General features: G+C 61.6%; 21 protein-coding genes and 2 tRNA genes. 11 read left to right on the forward strand and 12 right to left on the reverse strand.

Annotated features, from left to right (window positions below; translation table 11 throughout):
- The 5 genes from GIW02_RS16330 to GIW02_RS16350 all read left to right on the forward strand — a co-directional run.
- A partial coding sequence (locus tag GIW02_RS16330) for an alkaline phosphatase family protein (RefSeq protein ID WP_236421945.1) occupies positions 1 to 675 on the forward strand: 675 nt, incomplete at its 5' end.
- Between the two features lie 5 nt (positions 676 to 680).
- Entirely contained in the window at positions 681 to 1517 is an 837-nt protein-coding gene (locus GIW02_RS16335; RefSeq protein ID WP_236412648.1) for an ABC transporter permease, read from the forward strand.
- The gene (locus tag GIW02_RS16340) at positions 1504 to 2304 is read left to right on the forward strand and encodes an ABC transporter permease (RefSeq protein WP_236412565.1); all 801 of its coding nucleotides are present in this window, start codon (positions 1504 to 1506) and stop codon (positions 2302 to 2304) included. The genes GIW02_RS16335 and GIW02_RS16340 overlap by 14 nt, the downstream gene beginning before the upstream one ends.
- The gene (locus GIW02_RS16345) at positions 2301 to 3290 is read left to right on the forward strand and encodes an ABC transporter ATP-binding protein (RefSeq protein ID WP_236412567.1); all 990 of its coding nucleotides are present in this window, start codon (positions 2301 to 2303) and stop codon (positions 3288 to 3290) included. The genes GIW02_RS16340 and GIW02_RS16345 overlap by 4 nt, the downstream gene beginning before the upstream one ends.
- A gap of 29 nt (positions 3291 to 3319) precedes the next feature.
- Positions 3320 to 3973, forward strand: a complete 654-nt coding sequence (locus GIW02_RS16350) for an HAD family hydrolase (protein WP_236412577.1) — start codon at positions 3320 to 3322, stop codon at positions 3971 to 3973.
- 134 nt (positions 3974 to 4107) lie between these two features.
- Here the strand turns inward: GIW02_RS16350 and GIW02_RS16355 are convergent, their stop codons facing one another.
- Positions 4108 to 5070 (reverse strand): zinc-binding dehydrogenase, encoded by a 963-nt coding sequence (locus GIW02_RS16355; protein ID WP_236412579.1) that lies wholly within the window; start codon positions 5068 to 5070, stop codon positions 4108 to 4110.
- Between the two features lie 138 nt (positions 5071 to 5208).
- Between GIW02_RS16355 and GIW02_RS16360 the strand changes: the two genes are divergently transcribed.
- On the forward strand, positions 5209 to 7290 hold the full coding sequence (locus GIW02_RS16360; RefSeq protein ID WP_236412581.1) for a carboxy terminal-processing peptidase: 2082 nt from the start codon (positions 5209 to 5211) through the stop codon (positions 7288 to 7290).
- A gap of 118 nt (positions 7291 to 7408) precedes the next feature.
- Entirely contained in the window at positions 7409 to 9178 is a 1770-nt protein-coding gene (locus GIW02_RS16365; protein WP_236412583.1) for a bifunctional diguanylate cyclase/phosphodiesterase, read from the forward strand.
- Here the strand turns inward: GIW02_RS16365 and GIW02_RS16370 are convergent.
- From GIW02_RS16370 to GIW02_RS16385, 4 genes are all read right to left on the reverse strand, one after another.
- The gene (locus GIW02_RS16370) at positions 9175 to 9546 is read right to left on the reverse strand and encodes a hypothetical protein (protein ID WP_005786715.1); all 372 of its coding nucleotides are present in this window, start codon (positions 9544 to 9546) and stop codon (positions 9175 to 9177) included. The genes GIW02_RS16365 and GIW02_RS16370 overlap by 4 nt on opposite strands.
- Positions 9543 to 9881: a helix-turn-helix domain-containing protein gene (locus GIW02_RS16375; RefSeq protein ID WP_236412593.1), complete on the reverse strand. Its 339-nt coding sequence runs from the start codon at positions 9879 to 9881 to the stop codon at positions 9543 to 9545. The genes GIW02_RS16370 and GIW02_RS16375 overlap by 4 nt, the downstream gene beginning before the upstream one ends.
- A gap of 92 nt (positions 9882 to 9973) precedes the next feature.
- Positions 9974 to 10432, reverse strand: a complete 459-nt coding sequence (locus GIW02_RS16380) for a YkvA family protein (protein WP_236412595.1) — start codon at positions 10430 to 10432, stop codon at positions 9974 to 9976.
- A gap of 360 nt (positions 10433 to 10792) precedes the next feature.
- Positions 10793 to 11533 (reverse strand): FKBP-type peptidyl-prolyl cis-trans isomerase, encoded by a 741-nt coding sequence (locus GIW02_RS16385; protein WP_236412597.1) that lies wholly within the window; start codon positions 11531 to 11533, stop codon positions 10793 to 10795.
- Positions 11534 to 11779: 246 nt separating this feature from the next.
- Between GIW02_RS16385 and GIW02_RS16390 the strand changes: the two genes are divergently transcribed.
- On the forward strand, positions 11780 to 13588 hold the full coding sequence (locus GIW02_RS16390; protein WP_236412599.1) for a di-heme-cytochrome C peroxidase: 1809 nt from the start codon (positions 11780 to 11782) through the stop codon (positions 13586 to 13588).
- Positions 13585 to 14751, forward strand: coding sequence for a catalase family protein (locus tag GIW02_RS16395; protein ID WP_236412601.1), 1167 nt, complete (start codon positions 13585 to 13587; stop codon positions 14749 to 14751). The genes GIW02_RS16390 and GIW02_RS16395 overlap by 4 nt, the downstream gene beginning before the upstream one ends.
- Here GIW02_RS16395 and GIW02_RS16400 read toward each other — a convergent pair.
- Positions 14748 to 15653 carry a LysR family transcriptional regulator gene (locus tag GIW02_RS16400; RefSeq protein ID WP_236412603.1) on the reverse strand — a complete coding sequence of 302 codons (906 nt, stop codon included), beginning with the start codon at positions 15651 to 15653 and terminating at the stop codon, positions 14748 to 14750. The genes GIW02_RS16395 and GIW02_RS16400 overlap by 4 nt on opposite strands.
- A gap of 105 nt (positions 15654 to 15758) precedes the next feature.
- Between GIW02_RS16400 and GIW02_RS16405 the strand changes: the two genes are divergently transcribed.
- A complete protein-coding gene (locus tag GIW02_RS16405; RefSeq protein WP_236412604.1) occupies positions 15759 to 17270 on the forward strand; it encodes an MFS transporter in 1512 nt (503 codons plus the stop codon).
- 197 nt (positions 17271 to 17467) lie between these two features.
- Here GIW02_RS16405 and GIW02_RS16410 read toward each other — a convergent pair whose 3' ends face one another.
- The 6 genes from GIW02_RS16410 to GIW02_RS16435 all read right to left on the reverse strand — a co-directional run bounded on the left by GIW02_RS16410 (position 17468) and on the right by GIW02_RS16435 (position 23956).
- Positions 17468 to 18748: an MFS transporter gene (locus GIW02_RS16410; RefSeq protein WP_236412606.1), complete on the reverse strand. Its 1281-nt coding sequence runs from the start codon at positions 18746 to 18748 to the stop codon at positions 17468 to 17470.
- Positions 18749 to 18777: 29 nt separating this feature from the next.
- Entirely contained in the window at positions 18778 to 19698 is a 921-nt protein-coding gene (locus GIW02_RS16415; protein ID WP_236412608.1) for a LysR substrate-binding domain-containing protein, read from the reverse strand.
- Between the two features lie 83 nt (positions 19699 to 19781).
- Positions 19782 to 21791: a CocE/NonD family hydrolase gene (locus tag GIW02_RS16420; RefSeq protein WP_236412610.1), complete on the reverse strand. Its 2010-nt coding sequence runs from the start codon at positions 21789 to 21791 to the stop codon at positions 19782 to 19784.
- An 86-nt stretch (positions 21792 to 21877) separates the two neighbouring features.
- On the reverse strand, positions 21878 to 23461 hold the full coding sequence (locus tag GIW02_RS16425; RefSeq protein WP_236412612.1) for a BCCT family transporter: 1584 nt from the start codon (positions 23459 to 23461) through the stop codon (positions 21878 to 21880).
- Between the two features lie 323 nt (positions 23462 to 23784).
- Positions 23785 to 23861: transfer RNA gene (locus tag GIW02_RS16430), tRNA-Asp, on the reverse strand.
- A 19-nt stretch (positions 23862 to 23880) separates the two neighbouring features.
- Positions 23881 to 23956: transfer RNA gene (locus GIW02_RS16435), tRNA-Val, on the reverse strand.
- 202 nt (positions 23957 to 24158) lie between these two features.
- Between GIW02_RS16435 and GIW02_RS16440 the strand changes: the two genes are divergently transcribed.
- The gene (locus GIW02_RS16440; RefSeq protein WP_236412629.1) at positions 24159 to 24677 is read left to right on the forward strand and encodes a sigma-70 family RNA polymerase sigma factor; all 519 of its coding nucleotides are present in this window, start codon (positions 24159 to 24161) and stop codon (positions 24675 to 24677) included.
- Positions 24678 to 24679: the final 2 nt, after the last annotated feature.

The raw sequence follows: 24679 nt of genomic DNA on the forward strand, positions 1-24679 counted from the left end.
GCCCTGTCCCGCCCGCTGTATGAATGCATCCTCACCGGCGTGCCACCGATCCAGAGCGGCATCGTGCACAACAACGTTTCGCGCCTGTCCAACCAGCGCAGTATTTTCCATTACGCCACCGACGCCGGCCTTACCACGGCAGCGGCGGCGTATCACTGGGTCAGCGAGTTGTATAACCGCACGCCCTTTCTCGCCGCTCGCGACCGGCATACCGATGACACGGCGCTGGCGATCCAGCACGGGCATTTCTACTGGAATGACCATTACCCGGATTCACACCTGTTTGCCGACGCCGAAAGCCTGCGGCTCAAACACGCGCCGAACTTGCTGGTAGTGCACCCGATGAATATCGACGACGCCGGCCACAAGCACGGCCTCGACACCCCGCAATACCGCAACAGCGCACGCTCGGCCGACATCATCCTGGCCGATTACCTGCAAGCCTGGCTCGAGTCCGGATACCAGGTGCTGGTGACCGCCGACCACGGCATGAACAACGACCGCTCCCACAACGGCCTGCTGCCGGAGGAACGTGAAGTTCCGCTGTTCGTCCTCGGCGAAGCCTTCAGCCTCAACCCCGACGCCGCCCCGAAACAGACCGACCTGTGCGGCACCGTCTGCGAACTGTTGGGCGTGCCCCACGACAAACCTGTGTGCCGGGAGTTGCTCAAGTGAATGCCATGACCCGCGGCAAATGGCTGGCCCTGCTGTGCCTGGTGCCCTTCGCACTGTTCTTCATCGTGTTCGAAATCGCCCCGCTGGTGTGGGTGCTGATCAACAGCCTGCAAACCGAAGAGTCCGGCTGGGGCGTGGACAACTTCACGCGTATCTTCAGCTCGAAGTTCTACTTGCAGGCGATCCAGTTCAGCCTGGAGATCAGCTTCTACTCAAGCGTTTTCGGGATCATCATCGCCACGCTGGGCAGCTACTCGCTGCGCCGGGTGGATTCACCGCTGCGCAACTTCGTCACCGCCTTCGCCAACATGACCAGCAACTTTGCCGGTGTGCCCCTGGCCTTCGCGTTCATCATTCTGCTGGGGTTCAACGGCAGCATCACCATCATGCTCAAGCAAGCGGGGATCATTCAGGACTTCAACCTGTACTCCAAGACTGGCCTGATCATCCTTTACACCTACTTTCAGATTCCCCTCGGCGTACTGCTGCTTTACCCGGCATTTGATGCGCTGCGCGAAGACTGGCGCGAATCGGCGTCGCTGCTCGGGGCAAACGGCTGGCAATTCTGGCGGCACATCGGCCTGCCGGTGCTCACGCCGGCCCTGCTCGGCACCTTCGTGATCCTGCTGGCCAATGCCCTAGGCGCGTATGCCACGGTGTATGCGTTGACCACGGGCAACTTCAACGTATTGCCGATCCGTATCGCGGGGCTGGTGTCCGGCGATGTATCGCTGGACCCGAACATGGCCAGCGCCCTGGCCGTGGTGCTGGTGGCGCTGATGACCGTGGTCACCGTGGTCCATCAACTGCTGCTCAAGAGGAGCTACCATGTCTCGCGCTGAAGCCGGCCCGGCCTCCGTCTACCACCGCGTGGTGGTGTACCTGTTGTTTCTGATCCTGGTGTTGCCGCTGCTGGGCACGTTCGTTTACTCGATTGCCAGCAGTTGGTCGGCGACTATCCTGCCGTCCGGCTTTACCGTGAAATGGTACGTGCAGCTGTGGAGCGACCCACGCTTTCTGGCCGCGTTCGGCCAGTCGCTGCTGGTGTGCGTGGGTGCGCTGATTCTCTCGGTGGTGTTGATTCTGCCGCTGCTGTTCGTGGTGCATTACCACTTCCCCAAACTCGATGCGCTGATGAACATCCTGATCCTGCTGCCCTTCGCGGTGCCGCCGGTGGTGTCGTCAGTGGGCCTGCTGCAACTCTACGGTTCCGGGCCGCTGGCGATGGTGGGCACGCCGTGGATTCTGATCGGCTGCTATTTCACCGTGGCCCTGCCGTTCATGTACCGGGCGATCACCAACAACCTGCAGGCCATCAACCTGCGTGACCTGATGGACGCCTCGCAACTGCTCGGCGCCAGTACCTGGCAAGCAGCGATCTTCGTGGTGCTGCCCAACCTGCGCAAAGGCCTGATGGTGGCGCTGCTGCTGTCGTTCTCGTTCCTGTTCGGTGAGTTCGTGTTCGCCAACATCCTGGTGGGCACCCGCTACGAGACGCTGCAGGTGTACCTCAACAATATGCGCAACAGCAGCGGCCACTTCACCAGTGCCGTCGTGATCTCCTATTTCTTCTTTGTGCTGGTGCTGACCTGGGCCGCCAATATCTTGAACAAGGACAAAAGCCAATGAGCTTCGTCAGCGTCCAACACCTGCAAAAGGGCTACTCCGGCACGCCGGTGTTCAGTGATATCAACTGCGAAATCGCCAAGGGCGAGTTCGTCACCCTGCTCGGCCCGTCCGGGTGCGGCAAGTCCACCTTGCTGCGCTGCATCGCCGGCCTGACCTCGGTAGACAGTGGGAAAATTCTGCTGGATGGGCAGGACATCGTTCCGCTGAGCCCACAGAAGCGGCACATCGGCATGGTGTTCCAGAGCTATGCGCTGTTCCCCAACATGACCGTGGAGCAGAACGTCGCCTTCGGCCTGCGCATGCAGAAGGTCAACGCAGACGACAGCCACAAGCGCGTGCAGGAAGTTCTGCAACTGGTGGAACTCAAGGACCTGGCCGCGCGCTACCCGCACCAGATGTCCGGCGGCCAGTGCCAGCGCGTGGCCCTCGCCCGCTCCCTGGTGACCCGCCCACGCCTGTTGCTGCTGGACGAACCGCTGTCGGCGCTGGATGCACGGATTCGCAAGCACCTGCGCGAACAGATCCGTCAGATCCAGCGCGAGTTGGGGCTGACCACGATTTTCGTGACCCATGATCAGGAAGAAGCGCTGACCATGTCGGACCGCATTTTCCTGATGAACCAGGGCAAGATCGTGCAGAGCGGCGACGCCGAAACCCTGTACACCGCGCCGGTCGACGTATTTGCCGCCGGGTTTATCGGCAACTACAACCTGCTGGATGCGGACAAGGCCAGCCAACTGCTGCAACGGCCGATCAGCGGGCGCATTGCGATTCGCCCGGAGGCCATCGAGTTGAGCCGCAGCGGCGAGCTTGACGCCCTAGTGCGCAGCCATAGCCTGCTGGGCAACGTGATTCGTTATCGCATCGAGGCCCGTGGCGTGGAATTGGTGGTGGACGTGCTCAACCGCTCGGCGGACGATCTGCACCCCGACGGCCAGCGCCTGGCACTTTCCATCGACCCCAGTGCGTTGTGTGAAGTAGCCTGATGCAACGATTTGATGAGAGAGCGTAACGGATGGCATTGGTAATTTTTGATCTGGACGACACCCTGATCCATGGCGACTGCGCCACCCTGTGGAGCGAGCAGATGGGCCGTCTGGGCTGGGTCGACCGCGAGTCGTTCATGCGCCGTAACGACGAGCTGATGGACGCCTACAGCCAAGGCAAGCTGGCCATGGAAGACTTCATGGACTTCAGCCTGGAGCCGATGATCGGCCGCACCCCGGAAGAAATCGACCACCTGGTGGAGCCGTGGGTCGAGGACGTGATTGAGCCGCTGATCTACAGCGACGCCACCAAAACCATCGCGCGCCATCGCGCAAATGGCGACCGCATCCTGGTGATCTCCGCGTCGGGCACGCACCTGGTCACGCCAATTGCGGCGCGTATCGGCATCGATGAAGTGCTGGGGATTGATCTGGAGGTCAGCCACGGCGTGTACAGCGGCCGCACCGTGGGTGTACTGACTTATCGCGAAGGCAAAATCACGCGGTTGCTGGAATGGCTGGAGCAGGAAGGTGAAAGCCTGGAGGGGGCGTATTTCTATTCGGACTCGCGTAATGATTTGCCGTTGTTGCTCAAGGTGGATCACCCGCAAGTGGTGAACCCGGACCCGGTGTTGCGCGCCCACGCCGAACAGGCAGGCTGGCCAATCCACCACTGGATCTGACTTACTTGAATTGAAATGCAATCAAATGTGGGAGGGGGCTTGCCCCCGATAGCGGTGTTTCAGTGAAGAATATTTCATCTGACACACAGCTATCGGGGGCAAGCCCCCTCCCACATTTTTAACCGCTTTCCACTTCAGCTCAGGCTTTCGTCAATCACCAACACCAGCTTCCCGGAAATCTGATTCGTCGCCAGTGTTTCAAACGCCGCCTCGGCGTCCTTGATCTGGAAGGTCTTGGCCAACTGCGGGCTCAAGCGGCCCTCAACAAACAGCGGCCACACGTGCTGGCTCAGATCACTCAACAGGTCTGCCTTGAACTGATCGCTGCGGCTGCGCAGGGTCGAGCCCAGCAACTGAATACGCTTGCCCAGCACCTGGGCCAGGTCCAGTTGTGCCTCACGGCCGCCCATCAGGCCGATCAACACCCAGCGACCATCCAGGGCCAGTAGCTTGAGATCCAGCGCCGCATAGTTGCCGCCCACCGGGTCGAGGATCACATCGAACGGCCCGAAATCCCGCAGGCCTTCGAGCCCGTCGGTGCGCACCACGCCGCCCTGGGCGCCCAACGCTTCGCAGTAAGCCAGACGCTCCGCCGAGCCGACGCTGACCCAGCAAGGGCTGCCGAACGCATTACACAGCTGGATCGCCGCCGAACCCACGCCACTGGCGCCGGCATGCAGCAAGACTTTTTCGCCGGGCTTGAGGCCCGCCAGTTGAAACAGATTGAGCCACGCCGTGGCGTACACCTCAGGTAATGCTGCCGCGTCGACCAGTGACAAACCCTCCGGCACCGCCAGCACATGCCGCGCATCCACCACCACTTCTTCGGCCATGCCGCCACCGGCCAGCAACGCGCAGACACGATCGCCGACCTGCCATGACGCGCCCGCGCCGACTTCGCTGATCACCCCGGAACACTCCAGGCCCAGCACCTGGCTGGCGCCTGGCGGTGGCGGATACAGCCCCGCACGCTGCAATAAATCGGCGCGATTGAGGCCCGCAGCCGCCACGCGAATGCGAACTTGGCCTACATCGCAGGTCAGGCCGGGTTCTTCCAACCACTCCACATGACCGTCAACGCCTTGCAATGCTTTCACAGTGCCTCCATAGTGAGTCTGGACTGAGCCCGTAGCTGTATCGCCGGGCTTTTTGCATTATGCGACCGGACCATATGGAACCGGCTCCCTCAAAGACGGCCTAATATGCGTTATCAATTGCCCCCGCGTCGAATCAGCATGAAGCATTTGTTCCCCAGCACCGCCCTCGCTCTTTTCATTGGTCTCGGCTTCGCGTCGATGTCGACCAATACGTTCGCAGCCAACAGCTGGGACAACCTTCAGCCGGATCGCGATGAGGTGATTGCCAGCCTTAACGTTGTCGAGTTGCTCAAGCGCCATCACTACAGCAAGCCGCCGCTGGACGACGCTCGCTCGGTGATCATCTACGACAGCTACCTCAAGCTGCTGGACCCATCGCGCAGCTACTTCCTGGCCAGCGATATCGCTGAGTTCGACAAGTGGAAGAGCCAGTTCGACGACTTCCTCAAGAGCGGCGACCTGCAGCCTGGTTTCACCATCTACAAGCGTTACCTGGACCGCGTCAAAGCGCGTCTGGATTTCGCCCTGGCTGAGTTGAACAAAGGCGTCGACAAGCTCGACTTCACCCAGAAGGAAACCCTTCTGGTGGACCGCAAGGACGCCCCTTGGCTGACCAGCACCGCCGCACTCGACGACCTGTGGCGCAAACGCGTCAAGGACGAAGTGCTGCGTCTCAAGATCGCGGGCAAAGAGCCCAAGGCGATTCAGGAGCTGTTGACCAAGCGCTACAAGAATCAGCTGGCACGTCTGGACCAGACCCGCGCCGAAGATATCTTCCAGGCTTACATCAACACCTTCGCGATGTCCTACGACCCGCACACCAATTATCTGTCGCCAGATAACGCGGAAAACTTCGATATCAACATGAGTCTGTCGCTGGAAGGCATCGGTGCCGTCCTGCAAAGCGACAATGACCAGGTCAAGATCGTACGTCTGGTGCCGGCAGGTCCGGCAGACAAGACCAAGCAGGTCGCTCCGGCCGACAAGATCATCGGTGTGGCCCAGGCCGACAAAGAGATGGTCGATGTGGTCGGCTGGCGCCTGGACGAAGTGGTCAAGCTGATCCGTGGGCCGAAAGGCAGCGTGGTGCGCCTGGAAGTGATTCCGCACACCAATGCGCCGAACGACCAGACCAGCAAGATCGTGTCCATCACCCGTGAAGCGGTGAAGCTTGAAGACCAGGCTGTACAGAAGAAAGTCCTCAACCTCAAGCAGGATGGCAAGGACTACAAGCTGGGCGTGATTGAAATCCCGGCCTTCTACCTCGACTTCAAGGCCTTCCGTGCCGGCGACCCGGACTACAAGTCCACCACCCGTGACGTGAAGAAAATCCTGACCGAGCTGCAGAAGGAAAAAGTCGACGGCGTGGTCATCGACCTGCGCAACAACGGCGGCGGTTCCCTGCAGGAAGCCACCGAGCTGACCAGCCTGTTTATCGACAAGGGCCCGACCGTGTTGGTACGCAACGCTGACGGCCGTGTCGACGTGCTCGAAGACGAGAACCCAGGCGCGTTCTACAAAGGCCCGATGGCGTTGCTGGTCAACCGCCTCTCGGCCTCGGCTTCGGAGATTTTCGCCGGTGCCATGCAGGACTACCACCGCGCGCTGATCATCGGCGGCCAGACCTTCGGCAAAGGCACCGTACAGACCATCCAGCCGCTGAACCATGGCGAGCTTAAACTGACGTTGGCCAAGTTCTACCGGGTTTCCGGGCAGAGCACCCAGCATCAGGGTGTGTTGCCGGACATCGATTTCCCGTCGATCATCGACACCAAGGAAATCGGCGAAAGCGCCCTGCCGGAAGCCATGCCGTGGGACACCATCCGCCCTGCGATCAAGCCCGCGTCGGACCCGTTCAAGCCATTCCTGGCGCAGTTGAAGGCTGACCACGACACACGCTCCGCCAAGGATGCCGAGTTCGTGTTTATCCGCGACAAGCTGGCCCTGGCCAAGAAGCTGATGGAAGAAAAAACCGTCAGCCTCAACGAAGTGGACCGCCGTGCGCAGCACTCCGACATCGAGAACAAGCAACTGGTACTGGAGAACATCCGCCGCAAGGCCAAGGGTGAAGATCCACTCAAGGAGCTGAAGAAAGAAGACGAAGATGCGCTGCCGGCAGAAGCTGAAAAAACCAAGCCGGAAGACGACGCCTACCTGGCCGAGACTGGCCGGATCCTGCTGGACTACCTGAAAATCAGCAAGCAGGTGGCCAAGCAGTAAATGATGGCGATTTAATGTGATCGCTCCCCGGAGTGTCATCATATAGACATCATTCTGTCGTGAAATGAAGGACCGCAGGCTTACCGCCTGCGGTCCTTTTTTTTCGACTGAGATCGCCATGACCATGACCGAACAGCTGAATGCATTGGGCTCAATCCTGGCTCAAGGCAGTTTGCACAGCCTGTTCCAACCGATCATCTGCCTGTCCGAACGGCGCATCCTCGGCTACGAAGCCCTCAGCCGGGGCCCGTCCAACAGCCCTTTGCACTCCCCCGTCGCGCTGTTCTCCGTGGCCAGCCATGCGGGGCGTTTGAGTGAACTGGAGATGGCCTGTCGCGAAAGCGCGTGCCGACGCTTCAGCGACCAGAAGCTGCCGGGCAAGCTGTTTCTCAATATCTCGCCGGAATCCCTGATGGAGACGGCGCACCAACCCGGGCGCACCTTGCAGCTGCTGCGCGATGTGGGCATCCCGCCTAGCCAGGTGGTGATCGAACTCACCGAGCAGACACCCACCGACGATTTCGACCTGCTGCAAACCGCCCTGCACCATTACCGCAACATGGGCTTTGCCATCGCATTGGATGACCTCGGCGCCGGCTATTCCAGCCTGCGGCTGTGGTCGGAATTGCGCCCGGACTACGTGAAGATCGACCGGCACTTTATCGACGGCATTCACCAGGACGCGCTCAAGCGCGAGTTCGTCGGCTCGATCCTGCAGATCGCCAGGGCATCCCGCGCCCAGGTGATTGCCGAAGGCATCGAGCTGCCGGAAGAGCTGGCGGTGCTTACGGAGATGGGTGTGGACCTGGTCCAGGGCTACCTGCTCTGCCGGCCTCAGGAGCACCCGCCACAGGAAGCGCGCCTGATGCTGCCCAAGCCGGACAACGCCAATATCGCCCTGAGCGAAGAAGGCAGCGACCTCAGCGCCCTGCTCAACGAACAACCGGCAGTGGACCAGGACACGGCTACCGCCCAAGTGCTCGAGTCGTTCCGCCGCCAGGCCAACCTCAATTCGCTGGCCGTGCTGGATGGACGTGGCCACCCGATCGGCATCGTGCATCGGCACTCGCTGTCGGACGCGTTGCTCAAGCCGTTCGCCACCGACTTGTTCGCGCGCAAACCTATCAGCCGCCTGATGAGCGATGACTTTCTGGCCGTGGAGTTGAGCCAATCCCTGCAGCAGGTCAGTCGCTTGTTGACCAGCCGTGCGCGGCAGCGCATCGAAGAAGACTTCATCATCACGCTCAACGGTGACTACCTGGGGCTGGGCCGGGTCATCGATGTACTCAAGCTGATCACCGAGTTGAAGATCCAGCAGGCTCGCTACGCCAACCCGCTTACCCTGCTGCCGGGCAATGTGCCGATCCAGCAGTGCCTCACGCGGCTGTTGCAGCAACAGCGCGAATCGGTGATCTGCTACGTGGATATCGACAGCTTCAAGCCGTTCAACGATATCTACGGCTATGGGCGTGGGGATGAGGTGTTGCTGTGCCTGGCGCAGTGCCTGAACGACCGGGTCGACCCAAGCCGCGACTTTGTCGGGCATATTGGTGGCGACGATTTTTTACTGGTGCTGGGCCCGCAGGATTGGCGCAAACGCCTCAACCAGTTGCTTGATGACTTCCATACCCAATGCCGCCGGTTCTACCGGGCCGAACACTTGGAGGCTGGCTGTTTCGTGGCGTTGAACCGCCAGGGTGTGCGCCAGGAGTTTGCGTTACTGTCGCTGTCCATCGGCGTGGTGCATTTATATCCACAGGCCTGTGGACAACTCGATGCCAGCCAGTTGGCGGAGCTGGCGTCGCAGGCCAAGCACCATGCCAAGGACGTGGCGGGCTACAGCATCCATGTGATCGACTGCATGGACAGCCTGCCCCAAGCCCTTTAGGCCTCAGCGGATTCCGGGTACTCGTATTCGAACACCCGCACCACTTCCGAGGCGTGCCAGGAGGCGGCAGCTACGCCATCGGATGGCCCGCTGAAACGCCCGAGGCGCTCTACGCATTCAAAGAAACCGGTACGTGGCAAGCGGCTGGCGCCCTGGCTGATCACCAGAGAGCTGCGCAACGGCTGCTCGGCCTTGGCGTCCAGTGCGGCCAGGTGTTCCAGGGCGGCGGCCAGGGTTTGCATGGCCGGCGTGGGGAATTGCAGGCGCTCCAGCAGCGCGCGATACGTCAGCAGATGGCGCTGGCGGCGCGCCTGGTCCAGCTCGTTGAGCAACCCATCCCAGTGTTGACGGCTGATACGTAGGCTCAAGATTCATCCCTCCACCCTGTAATCCCCAATTCCCATGCCAGGCTACGGCGGATGGCCGCATCCGGCTGGCGTTCACCACTTTCGATCAATCCAAGGTACGAGGGGCTGATCCCCACGGTACGCGCCAGGGTTTCGATAGCCAGGCCCTTGGCTTCGCGTAACGCGCACAGGTCGGCGAGCGGACGCAGGTCCTGGGCCGGCGCGGCTTGGGCAGGAGCAGATGGAGACGGTGCGGAGTGTGGCTGACCGGCAGCTTTTAGCAGCGCCTGGTACTGGTCCCATGGCAAAACCGCGTATTCGGGTTCGCCATTGCGTGAAATTATCTGAATATCCATGACTGCCCCGTAGGATAACAACACTTACTGAGTAAGCTCTTTCCTTAGGAGTGTAATCCTAACAGCCACAAAGGTCGCAGGGGATAGGCGTGTCATGCGTTTTTTTGCGGGTTTTCCTTGGCCAGCAAGGCGGGCGTGGCAGGCAGGCGCTCGACCACGGCGAGCTTTTCCGGGCGCTGGGCCTCGCGCCAGGCGCGAAAGGCGCTCAGCTCGCCGTCCAGGGTCTTCATGACCCACGCCAGCACGGCGATGTCATCGAGCATGCCGAACATGGGGATGAAGTCGGGTATCGCGTCAATCGGGCTGAGGAAGTACATCAGCCCCGCCACCACCGAAATCAGCGCCTTGGGGCTGATCGCCCGGTACTCGCCGCGCCAGTACGCCAGGCACAGCGCCTGAAGCAACCTGAGATCGTCCTTGAGTTTACCCAGGCGGTTGCCCTGGCTTGAGCCTTTGGCGGCGACGGCAAATAACAAGGTCGGCAAGCGGCTACGGCCCAGCAGGCGTGCTGCCATGGGCAGGAAACGGGTGAAATTGAAGGGTGGTTTCATTCGTCACTCCAGTTCCATGCGACAGAAAAGGTTATCCACACAAATTGTGGATAACCTTGTGAACAGAGCCTGTTTTCTAGGCTGAAAGCCACGGATTACAAGGCTCGCAGTCAGATCGGGCATTTTTTGCGCACATTAAAAAAACCCAAGATTTCATTGACTTGGCGTTGATGTGCGGCTACCCGTGCTCGAGTCTTATATCAGACTGTTGCCCGCTACGGACGTTCGTTTGGATCTGCACAAGCTCCAATAAGCTGCCACGACAGCTCAAGGGAACAAGGCCCCTTGCCACTTGAACCCAGCCAATCGCAGAAACAACAACGCCCCGTCAAGACGGGGCGTTGGGTGCTCAAGCGCCGATTACTTCTTGGCGGCAGGTGCAGCAGGTGCGTCAGGGGCTTCAGCCTTGGCTGGGTCCTTGATGGCCAGCAGTTCCAGGTCGAATACCAGCACGGAGTTGGCTGGAATCGCCGGGCTCGGGCTCTGTGCGCCGTAAGCCAGGTCGGACGGGATATACAGCTCGACCTTCTCGCCGACGTGCATCAGTTGCAGGCCTTCGACCCAACCCGGGATCACGCCGCTGACCGGCAGGTCAATCGGGCTACCGCGATCCACGGAGCTGTCAAAGGTGGTGCCGTTGGTGAGCTTGCCGGTGTAGTGCACAGTGACCACGTCGGTCGGCTTAGGCTGAGGACCATCGGCTTTCTTGGTGATCTTGTACTGCAGACCGGAAGCAGTGGTGACGACGCCGTCTTTCTTGGCGTTGTCTTCGAGGAATTTCTTGCCGGCGGATGCCGACTCTTCGCTCATCTTGGTCATACGTTCTTCAGCACGCTTCTGCAGTGCGGCAAACGCTTCAACCAGTTCGTCGTCTTTGAGCTTCTGCTCTTTTTTGCCGACGGCATCTTCGATGCCCTGGGCTACTGCTTTGGAATCCAGGTCATCCATGCCTTCTTGAGCAAGGCTTTTGCCCATGTTCAGGCCGATGCCGTAGGAAGCTTTCTGCGCCGGGGTTTTCAGCTCTACGCTGGTCTGCGAATCACAACCCGCAAGTACCAGGCTAACCAGGGCCACCGCCGCCGCCAACCGATGCTGTTTCATGCTATTTCCTTGTTCATGCGCCAAAAGGGCATTCGAATAAAGTCGCGAGCTTATCAGGCGGCCACGACCAATGGCTACCGGCATGTGAGCAGGAAACTTCCGATAAGTTCACGTGTTTAAACGCATTTTCATTCATTATGGAGGCCCGCGATGGATCGTGGGCCCTATGCATGCAGACTGCTGGCTACTTGCCACACCTGCAGCTCAATGGCATAAAAACGCCACAACTCGACAAGGATAGTTATCTTGCGCATTTTTTCCCGTGTTTTAGTGACGATATTCGTCATTTTCGGCCTGACGCTGGCGGTGCTGCTCTACTACACCGTCAACCCCAAACTCCCGGCCTACGTGCCCGTGCAGCAGGTGCACTACCAGGACCAATGGAGTGCCGCCGACCGCCAGACCTACTACTTCACGCCCCAGGGCACCCAAGTGAAGGGTCTGCATTACGACTGGTTCACCGCCCTGGAACTGCCGTTCTCCGAGCAGCGCTTCGCAGCCCCTGAGTACCTGGCGCGCTTTGGTTTTCTGATCGACCCAAAGCAAGTACCCACCACGCAAAACCCCGGCAACTTGCCCGTCGGTTTCACCCGGCACACAAACGCCGGCAGCTCGGTCCAATACCTGGATATCACCTGCGCCGCCTGCCATACCGGCGAGCTGCACTATAAAGGCCAGGCCCTGCGTATCGACGGCGGCTCCGCACAGCATGTGCTGCCCTCCAGCGTACCGACCGTGCGCGGTGGCAGTTTCGGCCAAGCCCTGGTCGCCAGCCTCGCCGCCACCTATTACAACCCGTGGAAATTTGAGCGCTTCGCGCGCACGGTGCTCGGGGACCGATACGCTGCCGAGCACGGCCAATTGCGCCTGGACTTCAAGCAATCGCTGAACGCATTCCTTAAAGTCGCCTGGAACGACACCCATCGCGGCCTCTACCCGACCCAGGAAGGCCCGGGCCGCACCGACGCGTTCGGCCGTATTGCCAATGCCAGCTTCGGCGACGCGATTTCACCGGACAACTATCGCGTGGGCAATGCTCCGGTGGACTACCCGCAGCTGTGGGATATCTGGACGTTTGACTGGGTGCAATGGAATGGCTCGGCCCAACAACCGATGGCGCGCAATATCGGCGAAGCCCTCGGCGTAGGCGCCACTTTGAGCTTTTTCGACAGCGCCGGCCAGCCGCTCCAGGGCGCTGCGCGCTACCCGTCGAGCGTGCGGGTGCGCGACCTCAACCTGATCGAAGAAACCCTGCAACGCCTCAAGCCACCGACCTGGCCCCAAGACCTGTTCGGCGCCGTCGACAAGCCTCTCGCCGCCCAAGGCCGCGCGTTGTTCGCCGAGAACTGCGCCGGCTGTCACGTGCCCACCGTTTCCCAGGAAGGTGGCCGCCCGGTGCAGCACCTCAAGATGCTTGCAGTGGACTACATCGGCACCGACCCCGGCACTGCCAATAACATTGCCGACCAGCGCTACGACCTCAGCGCCCTGCGATGGGACCCGGCGGAACTGGCCAAGCTCAACGTCGAACTGCACCCCACGCCGACCGAGCCGCTGGATCTGAAAAACATCTCGGTGGCCAAGGGCCTGGCCTACGTCACGGCCTTCGTCGAAGACCACGCCTACCGCGCCGCCGGCGTTACCCCGGCGGAACGCCCGCGCATGGACGGCTACGGCCTGCCCATTGGCGTGCGCGAGTTGCGCGCCTACAAGGCGCGTCCGCTGGCGGGCGTGTGGGCCACCCCGCCTTTCCTGCATAACGGTTCGGTGCCGACGATCTACCAACTGCTTTCGCCCCAGGACGAGCGCAGCACCACCTTCTATAAAGGCACCTTCGCCTATGACCCGCGCCACCTCGGGTTTGAAACCGGCGCGTTCAAGAATGCCTTCCTGTTCGATACCAAAATTACCGGCAACCACAACAGCGGTCATGAATTCCGCGCTGGCCAACGGGGCAACGGCGTCATCGGCCGTGGCCTGCTACCGCAGGAACGTTGGGCGCTGCTGGAATACCTGAAAGTGCTGGGCGGCCCACTGGAGCAACAATTGCCATGATTATCCGATCCGAAAACAACCAACGCTCCCTGCTCGCCCGCCTCTGGCTGCGCCTCGGCGCGTTTCTCGGCAAAACCCTGCTGTGGCTGGTCGGCCTGGGGCTGCTCGGCTGGCTGGCCGCAACCGCCTGGTACGCCTGGCAGCACAGCGGCCCGGTGTCCGCCGATGAGCAGATCCCGGCGGGTGAAGCGGCGATGACCCAAGGCATCATCCAGACGGCGGTGCGCATCGTCGACCAGGACCGTGAAGGCACGCGCTACCTGCGTGATGCACACGCCAAGGCCCATGGCTGCGTGAAGGCCCAAGTCAGTGTGCTGCCGGACCTTGACCCGGCCTTGCGCCAGGGCGTATTCGCCGAGCCGGGCAAGACCTGGCAAGCCATGATGCGGCTGTCCAACGGCAACGCCTACCCGCAGTTCGACAGCATCCGCGATGCACGGGGCATGGCGCTCAAGCTGCTCGATGTACCGGGCAAACAGCTACTGGCCGACCAGCAAAGCCGCACGGAACAGGACTTAGTGATGTTCAGCCACCCGAACTTCTTTGTCAGCGATGTGGCGGAATACGCGCAGAACATCGGCGCGCAAGCGGACGGCAAGAAGGTCCTGGCGTTCTTCCCCAAGGTCGACCCGCGCACCTGGCAGATACGCCACTTGTCTATCGCCCTGGCGACCCTGGCACCCGCGCCGGCCAGCCCGACGCAAACCACTTACTTTTCGGTATCGCCCTACAAGTTCGGCGCGGCCAACGCCAAGTTCCGTGTTGCGCCCGACCCGCAAAGCTGCCCGGAATATGCACTGCCCACGCAGAATCAGGACCTGCCGAATTTCCTGCGCAGCGCCTTGAGCCAGCAACTCTCCACCGACCGTGTGCCGGCGTGCTTCGTGTTGCAGATCCAACGGCAGAACCCGCAGAAATTCATGCCGATCGAAGACACCAGCATCGAATGGAAGGAGCACGATGCGCCGTTTGAAACGGTGGCCAGGGTACGGGTGCCGGCGCAGGATTTTGATACGCCTGAACAGAACCTGGCGTGCGACAACCAGTCGTTCAACCCCTGGTTCGGCGTCGCGGCGCATCGGCCCATTGGCGGCATCAACCGCCTGCGCAAAGCGGTGTACGAAGCGGTCAGCGATTACCGCCACAGCCGCAACGCGCCTTAGCCTTGGGTGACGGACGCGGGAAACAGATGCTGCGCGACAAAGTCCACGAACACGCGGATTTTCGGTGACAGGTGCCGGCTGGACGGCCACAACGCCCAAAACTGGCCCTGCTCGCTGCAGGCCTCGTCCAGCACGCTGTCAAGGCGCCCTTCGGCCAAGGCCTGGCGGGCCAGGAAGTCCGGTACAAAGGCAATGCCATGCCCATCGGTCGCGGCCGTGAGCATGGCTTCCATGTTGTTCAAGGTCATCGCGGTGGGCAGACGCAACTGGGTAAACGCAGGGTTGGAGGACAAGGTCCAGTCCATGATTTTACCGGTGGTCGCGAAGCGATAACGCAGGCACTCGTGTTGCTCCAGCTCATGCACCGCCCGGGGCTTGCCCTTGCGCTGAAAGTAACCCGGCGAGGCGCACAGCACGAATCGGAAAGGCCCGAGCCTGCGCGACATCAATGTCGAATCGGCCAGGCTGCCGCTGCGAATCACCACATCGAAGCCTTCCTCGATCACGTCCACCAGCAGGTCATTGAAATCCAGCTCCAGCTCAATCTGCGGGTAGGCGTTTCTGAACATCGCCATGTGCGGCATGAGGAAGCGATAGCCGATGGTGGGCAGGCTCACCCGCAACTTGCCCCGGGGTGCTTGCACGGCATCGCTGAGCATCGCGCGCGCGTCTTGCAGGTCATCGAGGATTTTGCGGCAACGCTCGTAAAACAATTGCCCTTCGGCGGTCAGGCTGACTTTGCGCGTGCTGCGCTGCAACAAGCGCACATTCAGCGAGGCTTCCAGCTTGGCGACGTTCTTGCCCACCGCCGATGCGGAAATCCCCAACGCACGGGCCGCGGCCACAAAGCTGAGCGCTTCGGCGGTTTTTACGAAGGCGATTTCGCCACTGAGGCTGTCCATCCTGGCATTAGATCCTATGGGTTCATTATCAGTGGAATGTAAGCCTGTTTATCTGCGATTGCATCCTCAATAGAGTTATTTAACCACTTTCGAGGACTGCCCCCCATGAACACGCCTACCCGGTCGGCGAAGATTATCCTCGCCGCCATTTGCCTGGCGGCCCTGGTGCTGCCCATGAGCTTCACCGGTGGCGCCGTCGCCACGCCGTTTATTGGCCAGGCCTTCGCGGCCAGCCCCACGCAACTGGCCTGGATCACGAATGCCTTCATGCTCAGTTTCGGCAGCCTGTTGATGGCGGCCGGCAGCCTGGCCGACCTGTACGGGCGCAAGCGCCTGTTCATCGGCGGCATAGGGTTGTTTGCGCTTGCCTCGCTGCTGCTGGCGGGGGCGCCCGATATGCTCTGGCTGGACCTGCAGCGCGCGGTGCAAGGCGTGGCCGCTGCCGCTGCGTTGGCCGGCGGTACCGCGGCGCTGGCCCAAGAGTTTGAAGGGCATGCGCGCACCCGTGCGTTCAGCCTGCTGGGCACTACGTTCGGCGTTGGCCTGGCGTTCGGCCCGCTGTTGTCGGGGCTGCTGATCGAATGGCTGGGCTGGCGCGGGATTTTTCTGTTCACGGCGCTGCTGGCAATCGTTTCGCTGGGGTTCGCCTGGCCGACCCTGCGCGAAAGCCGCAACGCCAACGCACAGCGCCTGGACACCCCCGGCGTGCTGACGTTCTCCGCCTTGCTGGTGGCCTTTACCAGCGCAGTGATCCTGGCCCCGGAGCACGGCTGGGATGCGCCGCTGACCCTGGCGTTGCTGGGCGTGTCCGCGCTGCTGGGCGGGCTGTTTATCTGGGTGGAGACACGCGCCAAGCAGCCCATGCTCGAGTTGCAGCTGTTTCGGTTCCCGCGCTTTGTCGGCGTGCAGATACTGCCCATTGGCACCTGCTACTGCTACATCGTGTTGATCGTGTTGCTGCCGATCCGCCTGATCGGCGTCGAAGGCGCCAGCGCGTTTGACGCGGGGCTCACCATGCTCGCGCTGTCCGCGCCGATGCTGGTGGTGCCGATGCTTGCCGCAACCCTGACGCGCTGGTGGTCGGCCGGGCGGCTTTGCACACTCGGTTTTGTAATGGCGGCGAGCGGCCTGTACTGGCTGAGTGCGCTGACGGGTGCCGCGCACTGGCAGACTCTCGCCGCCATGTTGTTGGTTGGGGCCGGCGCGGCCATCCCGTGGGGCTTGATGGATGGCCTGGCGCTCAGCGTGGTGCCCAAGGAGAGAGCCGGGATGGCAGCCGGTATTTTCAACACCACCCGGGTGGCCAGTGAAGGGGTGGCGCTGGCGATCACGGTGGCGGTCTTGAGTGCGTTGGTGGCGCACCACTTGCGTCTCGCCACCGCCTCCAGCGACGTGTCAGACATCGCGCGGCACCTGGTCATGGGCGACCTGCAGCATGCCGGCCAGATTCCGCTGGAAGTACTGCGCTCGGCCTACAGTGCCGGGTTCAATACCTTGCTGCAGTGGCTGGCGCTGTTCACCTTGCTGACGGCCGTGATCGTCTATGTGTTCCTGGGCCGCCAGGGTGATGTGGCCACCGCGCGTAAAGAGTGCGTAACAACCGGTGCGGCGCCGTAAGGTTTGCGTCGGGTCTATTGAGCAGTTTTCGCCAGGCCTCTACGGTGAACGCCTACCCCATCACGTAGGAAATCACCGTGGAAACCTCAACCCTTGGCATGCTCGTATTGACCCTTATCGCCGTGTTCGGCACTGCCTCGTTTTGCTTCGAGCACCTGGCCACACGCCAGATTCGCAAGAAGAAAAACCGCTAGCGTTCATGCTTGGTTGTCGGGCGCTGGTTCGTTGATCACCAACTCCTCGGGAATTTCGTCCACCCGTGGGTCGAGTACGGCGGCCATGGCCCCCATCGGGTGTTCGGGCATGGCCACGTGGTGCAGCGGCGCGCCTTCCACGAGGTATTCGCCGGTGACGTTCTTGGGCTGCACACGCCAGATCAGCAACAGCGCGCAGGCCGAAAACAACATGTAGAACGCACCGTGGCCGTAGCTGTTCATCAGCGCACCGCTGAGCATCGGCCCCAGGCTGGCACCAATGCCGTGGGTGGCAAGCATCATCGCGCTCAATGGCACACGCCGGGGTTGTTCGACGTTGTCGTTGGCCAGCGCCACCGCCAAGGGGTACAGGGTGAACAGCAGCAAACCGCTGAGAAAGCCGAACACCAACAACAGCGCATACGGCAGTTGCACCAGCCCCCACAGCGGAATCACCACCAGCCCCAAGGCCAGGGCGCAGGCACGAATCAGCCGTGAGCGATCGATGCGGTCCGACAGCCAGCCAATCGGCCACTGGCCGCACAGCCCGGCAAAGATCGACACCGCGACGAAGGTCCCGGCCTGGGCAGTGCTCAGGCCATTGCGCGTGGCAAATACTGGCGCCAGGGCGTAAAACGCGCCGATCATCAGCCCGGTCACGAACACCGTGGTCAGCGCCTGGGGCACACGCTGCCAGAAAAACCCGACCTCCAGCGGCGCCGCCACCAGTTTGGCCGGGTGCAGGCGCTTGGTCATGGTCACCGGCAACAGGCATGCAGCGAAGCAGATGGCGACGATGATCAGCGGTTTGAAGTCCAGCTCCGGGCGCCAGATCAACACGCCCTGCCCCAGCATCAACCCCAGGGACACCGCCACCATGTAGCCGGCGAATACCGCACCGCGCTGGTTGTTTTCGGCCTGCTCGTTCAGCCAGCTTTCGATGACCATGTACTGGTTCATCATCACCAGGCCCATCACGAACCGCAGCGCCAGCCAGAATTCCAACTGCTCGAACAGCACATGCAGCAACACAATGATCGTGGCGACCCCGGCACAGGCCACATATGAGCGCACATGCCCGACCCCGGCAATCATGCGATGCCCGAACTTGGCGCCGCAGACCATGCCGCCGTAGTACGCCGCCGTCAGCGCGCCGATCCACACCTCGTTGATGCCCTGGCTGCTCAGGCGCAGGCCGATAAAACTGAAAAACAGCCCGTTGCCGGTGAGCATCAGAATGGTTGCGCTGTACAGCGCGGGGAACGTCAGGAAGGTCAGGTTCATGGTGGCGGTCGACGGTGAGAGAAGGGTATTCAGCGGCTGGCCTGGGCCAGCAACCATTGGCGAAAACTACGCGCCGCCGGTGGCGGGTTGCGGTGATGGGGTTGCATCAGGTGCAAGCGGCCACGGCTGTGCATGGTGTGGGGCAAGGCCATTTGCAGGCGCCCGGCCGCCAGTTCGCCTTCCAGCAGGCTCTTCCAGCCGAGGCCGACACCGTGCCCCATCACCGCCGACTGCATCAACAGTTGATAGCTGTTGGTGCGCAACGCATGGCGCGGAGTGTGGTAGTGCTCGCCGGCGTCGGCGAACCAGTCGGTCCAGGTCAGCCAGTCGTGGTAGTGGTCCTCGACGATCAGCAACGTGTGGTTATAAAGCAGGTGTTGCAGGTCGCGAATCGGACCGTGGCGCTCGACATAGCCGGGGCTGCACACGGTGATGACCTGTTCGCTGGCGAACACCGGCGACAGCTCCAGACCGTGCGGCGCCGGCAGCTCGTCGAGGTGGTAGAACAGGCCCAGGTCGTATTCGTTCACATCCAGGTGGCTCGGGCTTTCGCTGCACAGGATGCGGATATCCAGGTCGGGATGCTCGCGCTGAAACGCCGGCAGCAGGCCGGCGAGCCAGATAGAGCTGATGGTCGGCGTACTGGCCAGCGTGAGTTGGCGATCGGCACCGCGCCGACGCAACTCGGCGGACTCACGGTCGAGTTCGCGCAACAGCCGCTGGATGGTGCGAAAGTAACGCACCCCTGCCGGGGTCAGGCTCAGCCCTTGGGCCAGCCGGTAAAACAGTGGGCGCGCCAGGTCGTCTTCCAGGCGCTTGACCTGCCGGCTGACGGCGCTTTGCGTCAGATTCAGTTCCTGGGCTGCCTGGGTAAAACTTAAATGGCGGGCAGCCGCTTCAAAGGTCTGCAAGCAGTTGAGTGGCGGAAGATCGACGTTTCGGCGCGACATGAACGGGTTCCAATGGCAGAACGGGCCCAGCTTTACCCAGGCCCGCAGAGATCACGTGGGCAAGCATCCTGCCAGTTGCTCACTCACAGCGCGACCCTGGCCACGCGTTTGCTCCATTGCCGACGGTGTTCCAACTGGCCATTTTGCCAGGCCGTCTGCTCCGCCTCCACGTAGAACCACTCGGCATCGGCGTGCACGCTCAGGCGGCTTTCCACCTCCACGGCCCAGGCATCGCGGCTCACACAGTAGTGCCACTGGATATCGGCGCGGGTCGACAGCGGGTCCCACGGCAGGGTGCGGTATTGCTCGGTGCAACGCTGATCCACCGCCAGGCCGTGATCGGTAAAACGCATCGCGCCCAGGTCGTCCTCGATCTTCACACAGACCTCGCCACTGCCCACGTCCTCGATCAACGTGCGTTTTGGCGCAGCGGCACGCAGGATCTCCAGGGCGGCCGGGGTCGCCGATTGCGGCGCCTCGAACGGGCATTCCACCGCGTCGCCGGTAAAGACCGGGAGTTGCAGACACTGCAGGCTCGGCAGCAAGGTCAGGGTGGTCAGCTCGCGGCTGGGCCACAGCAGGGGGAAGCTCGCAGTGCTCAGGGCCAGGCGCAAACGGTAGCCGGCCGGCAGGCGCATGCCGACGTGGTCCAGGTTCAGGTGCACGTCCATCGGCTCACCCGGCACCACCGGCGTGACCTGGGAAAAGTCCTCGCGCAGCGTGAGATTGAGCACGCCGTAACTGATCTGCGTGACCTGCCCGTCCGGCGCCACCGCATTCAGGCGCGCCACCAATTGCCCGCAGGCGGTGTCGCTGGCCAGGCGCAGTGTCAGCCGCGCATCCCCCAACAGCGCCAGGGGCTCGGTCAGCGGCTGGGAGTCGAAGCACAGTGAGTTGGCGTCATCGCGGCGTTGGTCCGTCGGCCCGTCGGGGCCAAACCAGATGGCGCAGTACTCGCCCTGATGCAGCCCGGTGGTCAGCGGTGAGCACACACTGCGTGCGGTAGCCAACGCCTGCTTGCCGGGCGAGAGGCCGCGCTCATCAAGACTGTAATCGGTCCACTGCACCTGTGGGTCGGGCCACCCCGAGGTCTGCACCCAGATGCCGGGCCGCTCGGCGTAACTGCCCTTGGGCGGCAGAATATCCTGTAGGTAAAAGGTACAGGCGGCGTCATCCATCACCCCATTGTCGATGCCCTTGAGCCAGTGATCCCACCAGCGTTTGGCTTCTTGCAGGAAGCCAATGGCCGGATTGGGCACGGCAAAATGTGGGTACTTGTGAATCCACGGACCGATCATGGCCTTCTTGGGCCCTGGCAGGTGCTCCATCAGGCGCGACACTGTGTTGCGGTAGGCATCGCCCCAGCCGCCAACGGCGTAGACCGCGGCCTTGATCGCCGAATAATCCTCACACACCGAACCGTGACGCCAATAGTCATCGCGGGTCTGGTGTTGCAGCCAGGTTTCGGCGAGCAGCGGCATAGCGTCCAGGCGCTGCTGCCAGAGGGTTTTCCAGTCGTCACCGACCAGCAGCGGGTCGGGCACCGCCGCGCTGAAATTGAGCATGGTCGCGGCCCAGCCAAAGTTCTCCATCAGCAGGTTGCCGCCTTTGTAATGGATGTCGTCGGCAAAGCGGTCATCGGTGGAGCACAGGGTGATGATCGCCTTCAACGCCTCAGGCTGGCGCGCCGCGACTTGCAGGCCGTTGAAGCCGCCCCAGGAGATGCCCATCATGCCGACGTTGCCATCGCACCAGGGTTGGCTGCACAGCCAGTCGATCACTTCGAGGGCGTCTTCCTGTTCCTGCAACAGGTATTCATCGGCCATCAGCCCTTGGGATTCGCCGTTGCCACGCATGTCCACGCGCACACACACATAGCCCTGCCCCGCCATCCATGGGTGGGTCAGCGCATCACGCACGGCAGTGCCGTCACGCTTGCGGTACGGCAGGTATTCCAGGATCGCCGGGAAGCTCTGCGAACCTGCGACGTCGGGCAGCCAGATGCGCGCGGCCAGTTGGGTGCCATCCTTGAGAGGGATCAGGCAATGCTCGATTTCACGGACCTTGTAGGCAAATTCGGTAACGATTTCCATCGGTAACTCCAAACGCATTTATTGCGAACAAACGACTCCCCGCGCTCGGCTGGGGAGCGCCTGGGGAGACACACAGAGGTGAGGGCTTAGCGGGCGAATTGCGGCACAGCGCCGGCGTCCTGGGTGTCGGCCTGCGGAACCGGCGGCTGATTTTTCACCTCCAGCAGCGTGGGGTCCTTGAGCCAGAAGATCAGCGAGGTACTGGCGAGCAACACGAGGATCATCCCGGGCAAACCGCCGAGGTTGGAGAGCATCTTCACCCCGTCGACGCCGACGAAGGCGACCATGACCCACGACACCGTACCGATGATCACGCCCCAGACGATTTTCAGCGTCGGGTTGCCATCCAGGTCGGAATCGGCCGTGACGCCCTTGCTGCACAGGTTGGCGATGACGTCGGTGCTAGAGTCCGCTGCCGTCACAAACGAGATGAAGGCGACGAACAACAGGAACGCGATCATCAGGCCGCTGGCCGGCAATTGCTGGAACATCTGGTAGAGCACATGCTCCACGCCCTGCTCGTTCAGCACGCGGTTGAGGCTGCCATCGCCCAGGGCATCGAAGTACAGGCTGGTGCCAGAGAAGATGCAGATCCAGATCGCGGTGAACAGCGCCGGGTACAGCATGTTGATATGGATGAATTCGCGCACGGTGTAGCCACGCCCGATCTTGCCGAGGAACAACGCGCTCACCGGTGCCCAGGCAAACCACACCGACCAGTAGAACACCGTCCAGCTCTGCGGCCAGGTGTCGCCACTGGCGGCGCCGGTGAACAGGCTGCGGCTGAAGAAGGTGTCGAGATAAATGCCCAGGGACTCGACGCCCAGGCTGAACATGTACAGGGTCGGCCCGCACAACAGCACGAACAACCCCAGGGCCAGCATGATCCAGGTGTTGAACGACGACAGCATCACAATGCCGCGCTGCAAGCCACTGGCCGCCGACGCAACAAAGGTGATCACAATGACTGCGATGATGATCGCCAGGCGAAATGGCGTGGTTTCACCGCCGATGTACTGGCTCAAGCCGCCCGACAGGGTCAGCGCGCCAGTGCCCAGGGACGAGGCCATGCCGGCCACCAGGGCGAACATCGCCAGGGTGTCGATCAACCCGGCATAACGGCGCACCCGCGCCTCGCCGAGCAGGGGCTCGAGCATGGCGCCGATGGAGAAGCGACTGCGACGGTTATAGAACACCAGCGCAAACACCAGCGACGGCACCAGGTAGATCGCGTAGGGGGTGATGGTCCAGTGCAGGAACATCGTCGACATCGCAAAGCTCTTCGCGGCAGCGCTGCCCGCTTCGATCGGCAGGCTGGTGGGCGGGCCATAGAGATGGTAGAGCGGCTCGGCGGTGGTCCAGAACAACACCCCCACCGCCAGCGTGGTGCACAGCGCCACCATGAACCAGCGCCATTTGCTCAGCAATGGCTGGGCGTCTTCACCCCCGATGCGCACCTTGCCCAGCGGCGACAGGTAGACGATTGCGGTCAACACCACCATGGCGAACGAGCCGGCGCTGAACAACCATGAGAAGTTGTTGAGGATCACGCTATTGAGCTGTTTGCTGACCGCAAGAAACGCATTCAGATCGATATAGCTGGCGATCACCGCCGCCAGCAGAATCAGGAACGTTGGCCAGAACACCAACGCACGCAATGGATATTTCATACAGTGCCATCCCCTTGCAGACTATTTTTATTGCCTTGAAAGGCCATTATTTATAGAGAGCGGGCACCGCAGCGTCCTGCTGCCGGTAGCTCGCCTGGAAGTCTTCGCGTGGCTATAGATAACCGTTTAAGCGGCAAGAGGCGCAATCGACCAATGTGCATGGGGGTATTCCCCCACGTCATGACGCACCAGCACAGTTCAGCACGACTCTGCAGTGCACAACACCCGCGCGCAGGAAGGTCAAATCGCAGGCAAAAAAAAGCCCGCTCAATGAGCGGGCTTCTTGTGGTGACCTGGCGTTCAGTGTTCCAGGTTACCGAATATGGCGCAGCGGACGGGACTCGAACCCGCGACCCCCGGCGTGACAGGCCGGTATTCTAACCGACTGAACTACCGCTGCGCGTAACACATAAAGCGAATGGTGGGTGATGACGGGATCGAACCGCCGACATTCTGCTTGTAAGGCAGACGCTCTCCCAGCTGAGCTAATCACCCTTCACTTTCGGTGTGGGCGGCATCATATACCAAAAATTCGCAATGTGTTGATTTAAATGCAATTTATTTGAAATATTTTCTCGAACAACGCGCAACCCCAGTAAAAACGGGCTTCTGGGCGCGCAAACGCGAGTCTATTGCGTTTACTCGATGCTTGGGCCCACAATTAGAAACCATTCTCAATAACACTTGAGCCGCGTCTATGTCAGTGGGTGAACCGCCATTCCAACGGGAAATAACCCAGCTCTACAGCGAGCACCATGGCTGGCTACTGACGTGGCTGCGGCGCAAGCTGGGCTGCCGACAGAACGCCGCCGACCTCGCGCAGGACACCTTTGCCCGCATCCTGAACACGCGCGAATGCGTCGCCGGCATTCGTGAGCCCAGGGCCTACCTGAGCACCACTGCCAGGCGCCTGATCATCGACCAGGCGCGGCGCAAACAGATTGAACACGCGTACCTGCAGGAACTGGCGCTGACGGTGGACGCGCTTGAGGGCTACCAGTCCCCGGAGCAGATCCACACCACCCTCGAAGCCCTCGAACAGATCGCCTTTCTCCTGGAAGGCATGCACGTTTACTCCCGCGAGGCGTTCGTGCTGTATTACCTCGAAGAAATGACCCAGCAACAGATCGCCCGGCAACTCAAGCTGTCGGAACGAACCGTGCGCAAATACCTGATCCAGGCGCTGATGCACTGCGGTCACAGTATGGATACTTGAGC

Source organism: Pseudomonas syringae (assembly GCF_021606685.1).
Lineage (GTDB): Bacteria > Pseudomonadota > Gammaproteobacteria > Pseudomonadales > Pseudomonadaceae > Aquipseudomonas > Aquipseudomonas syringae_R.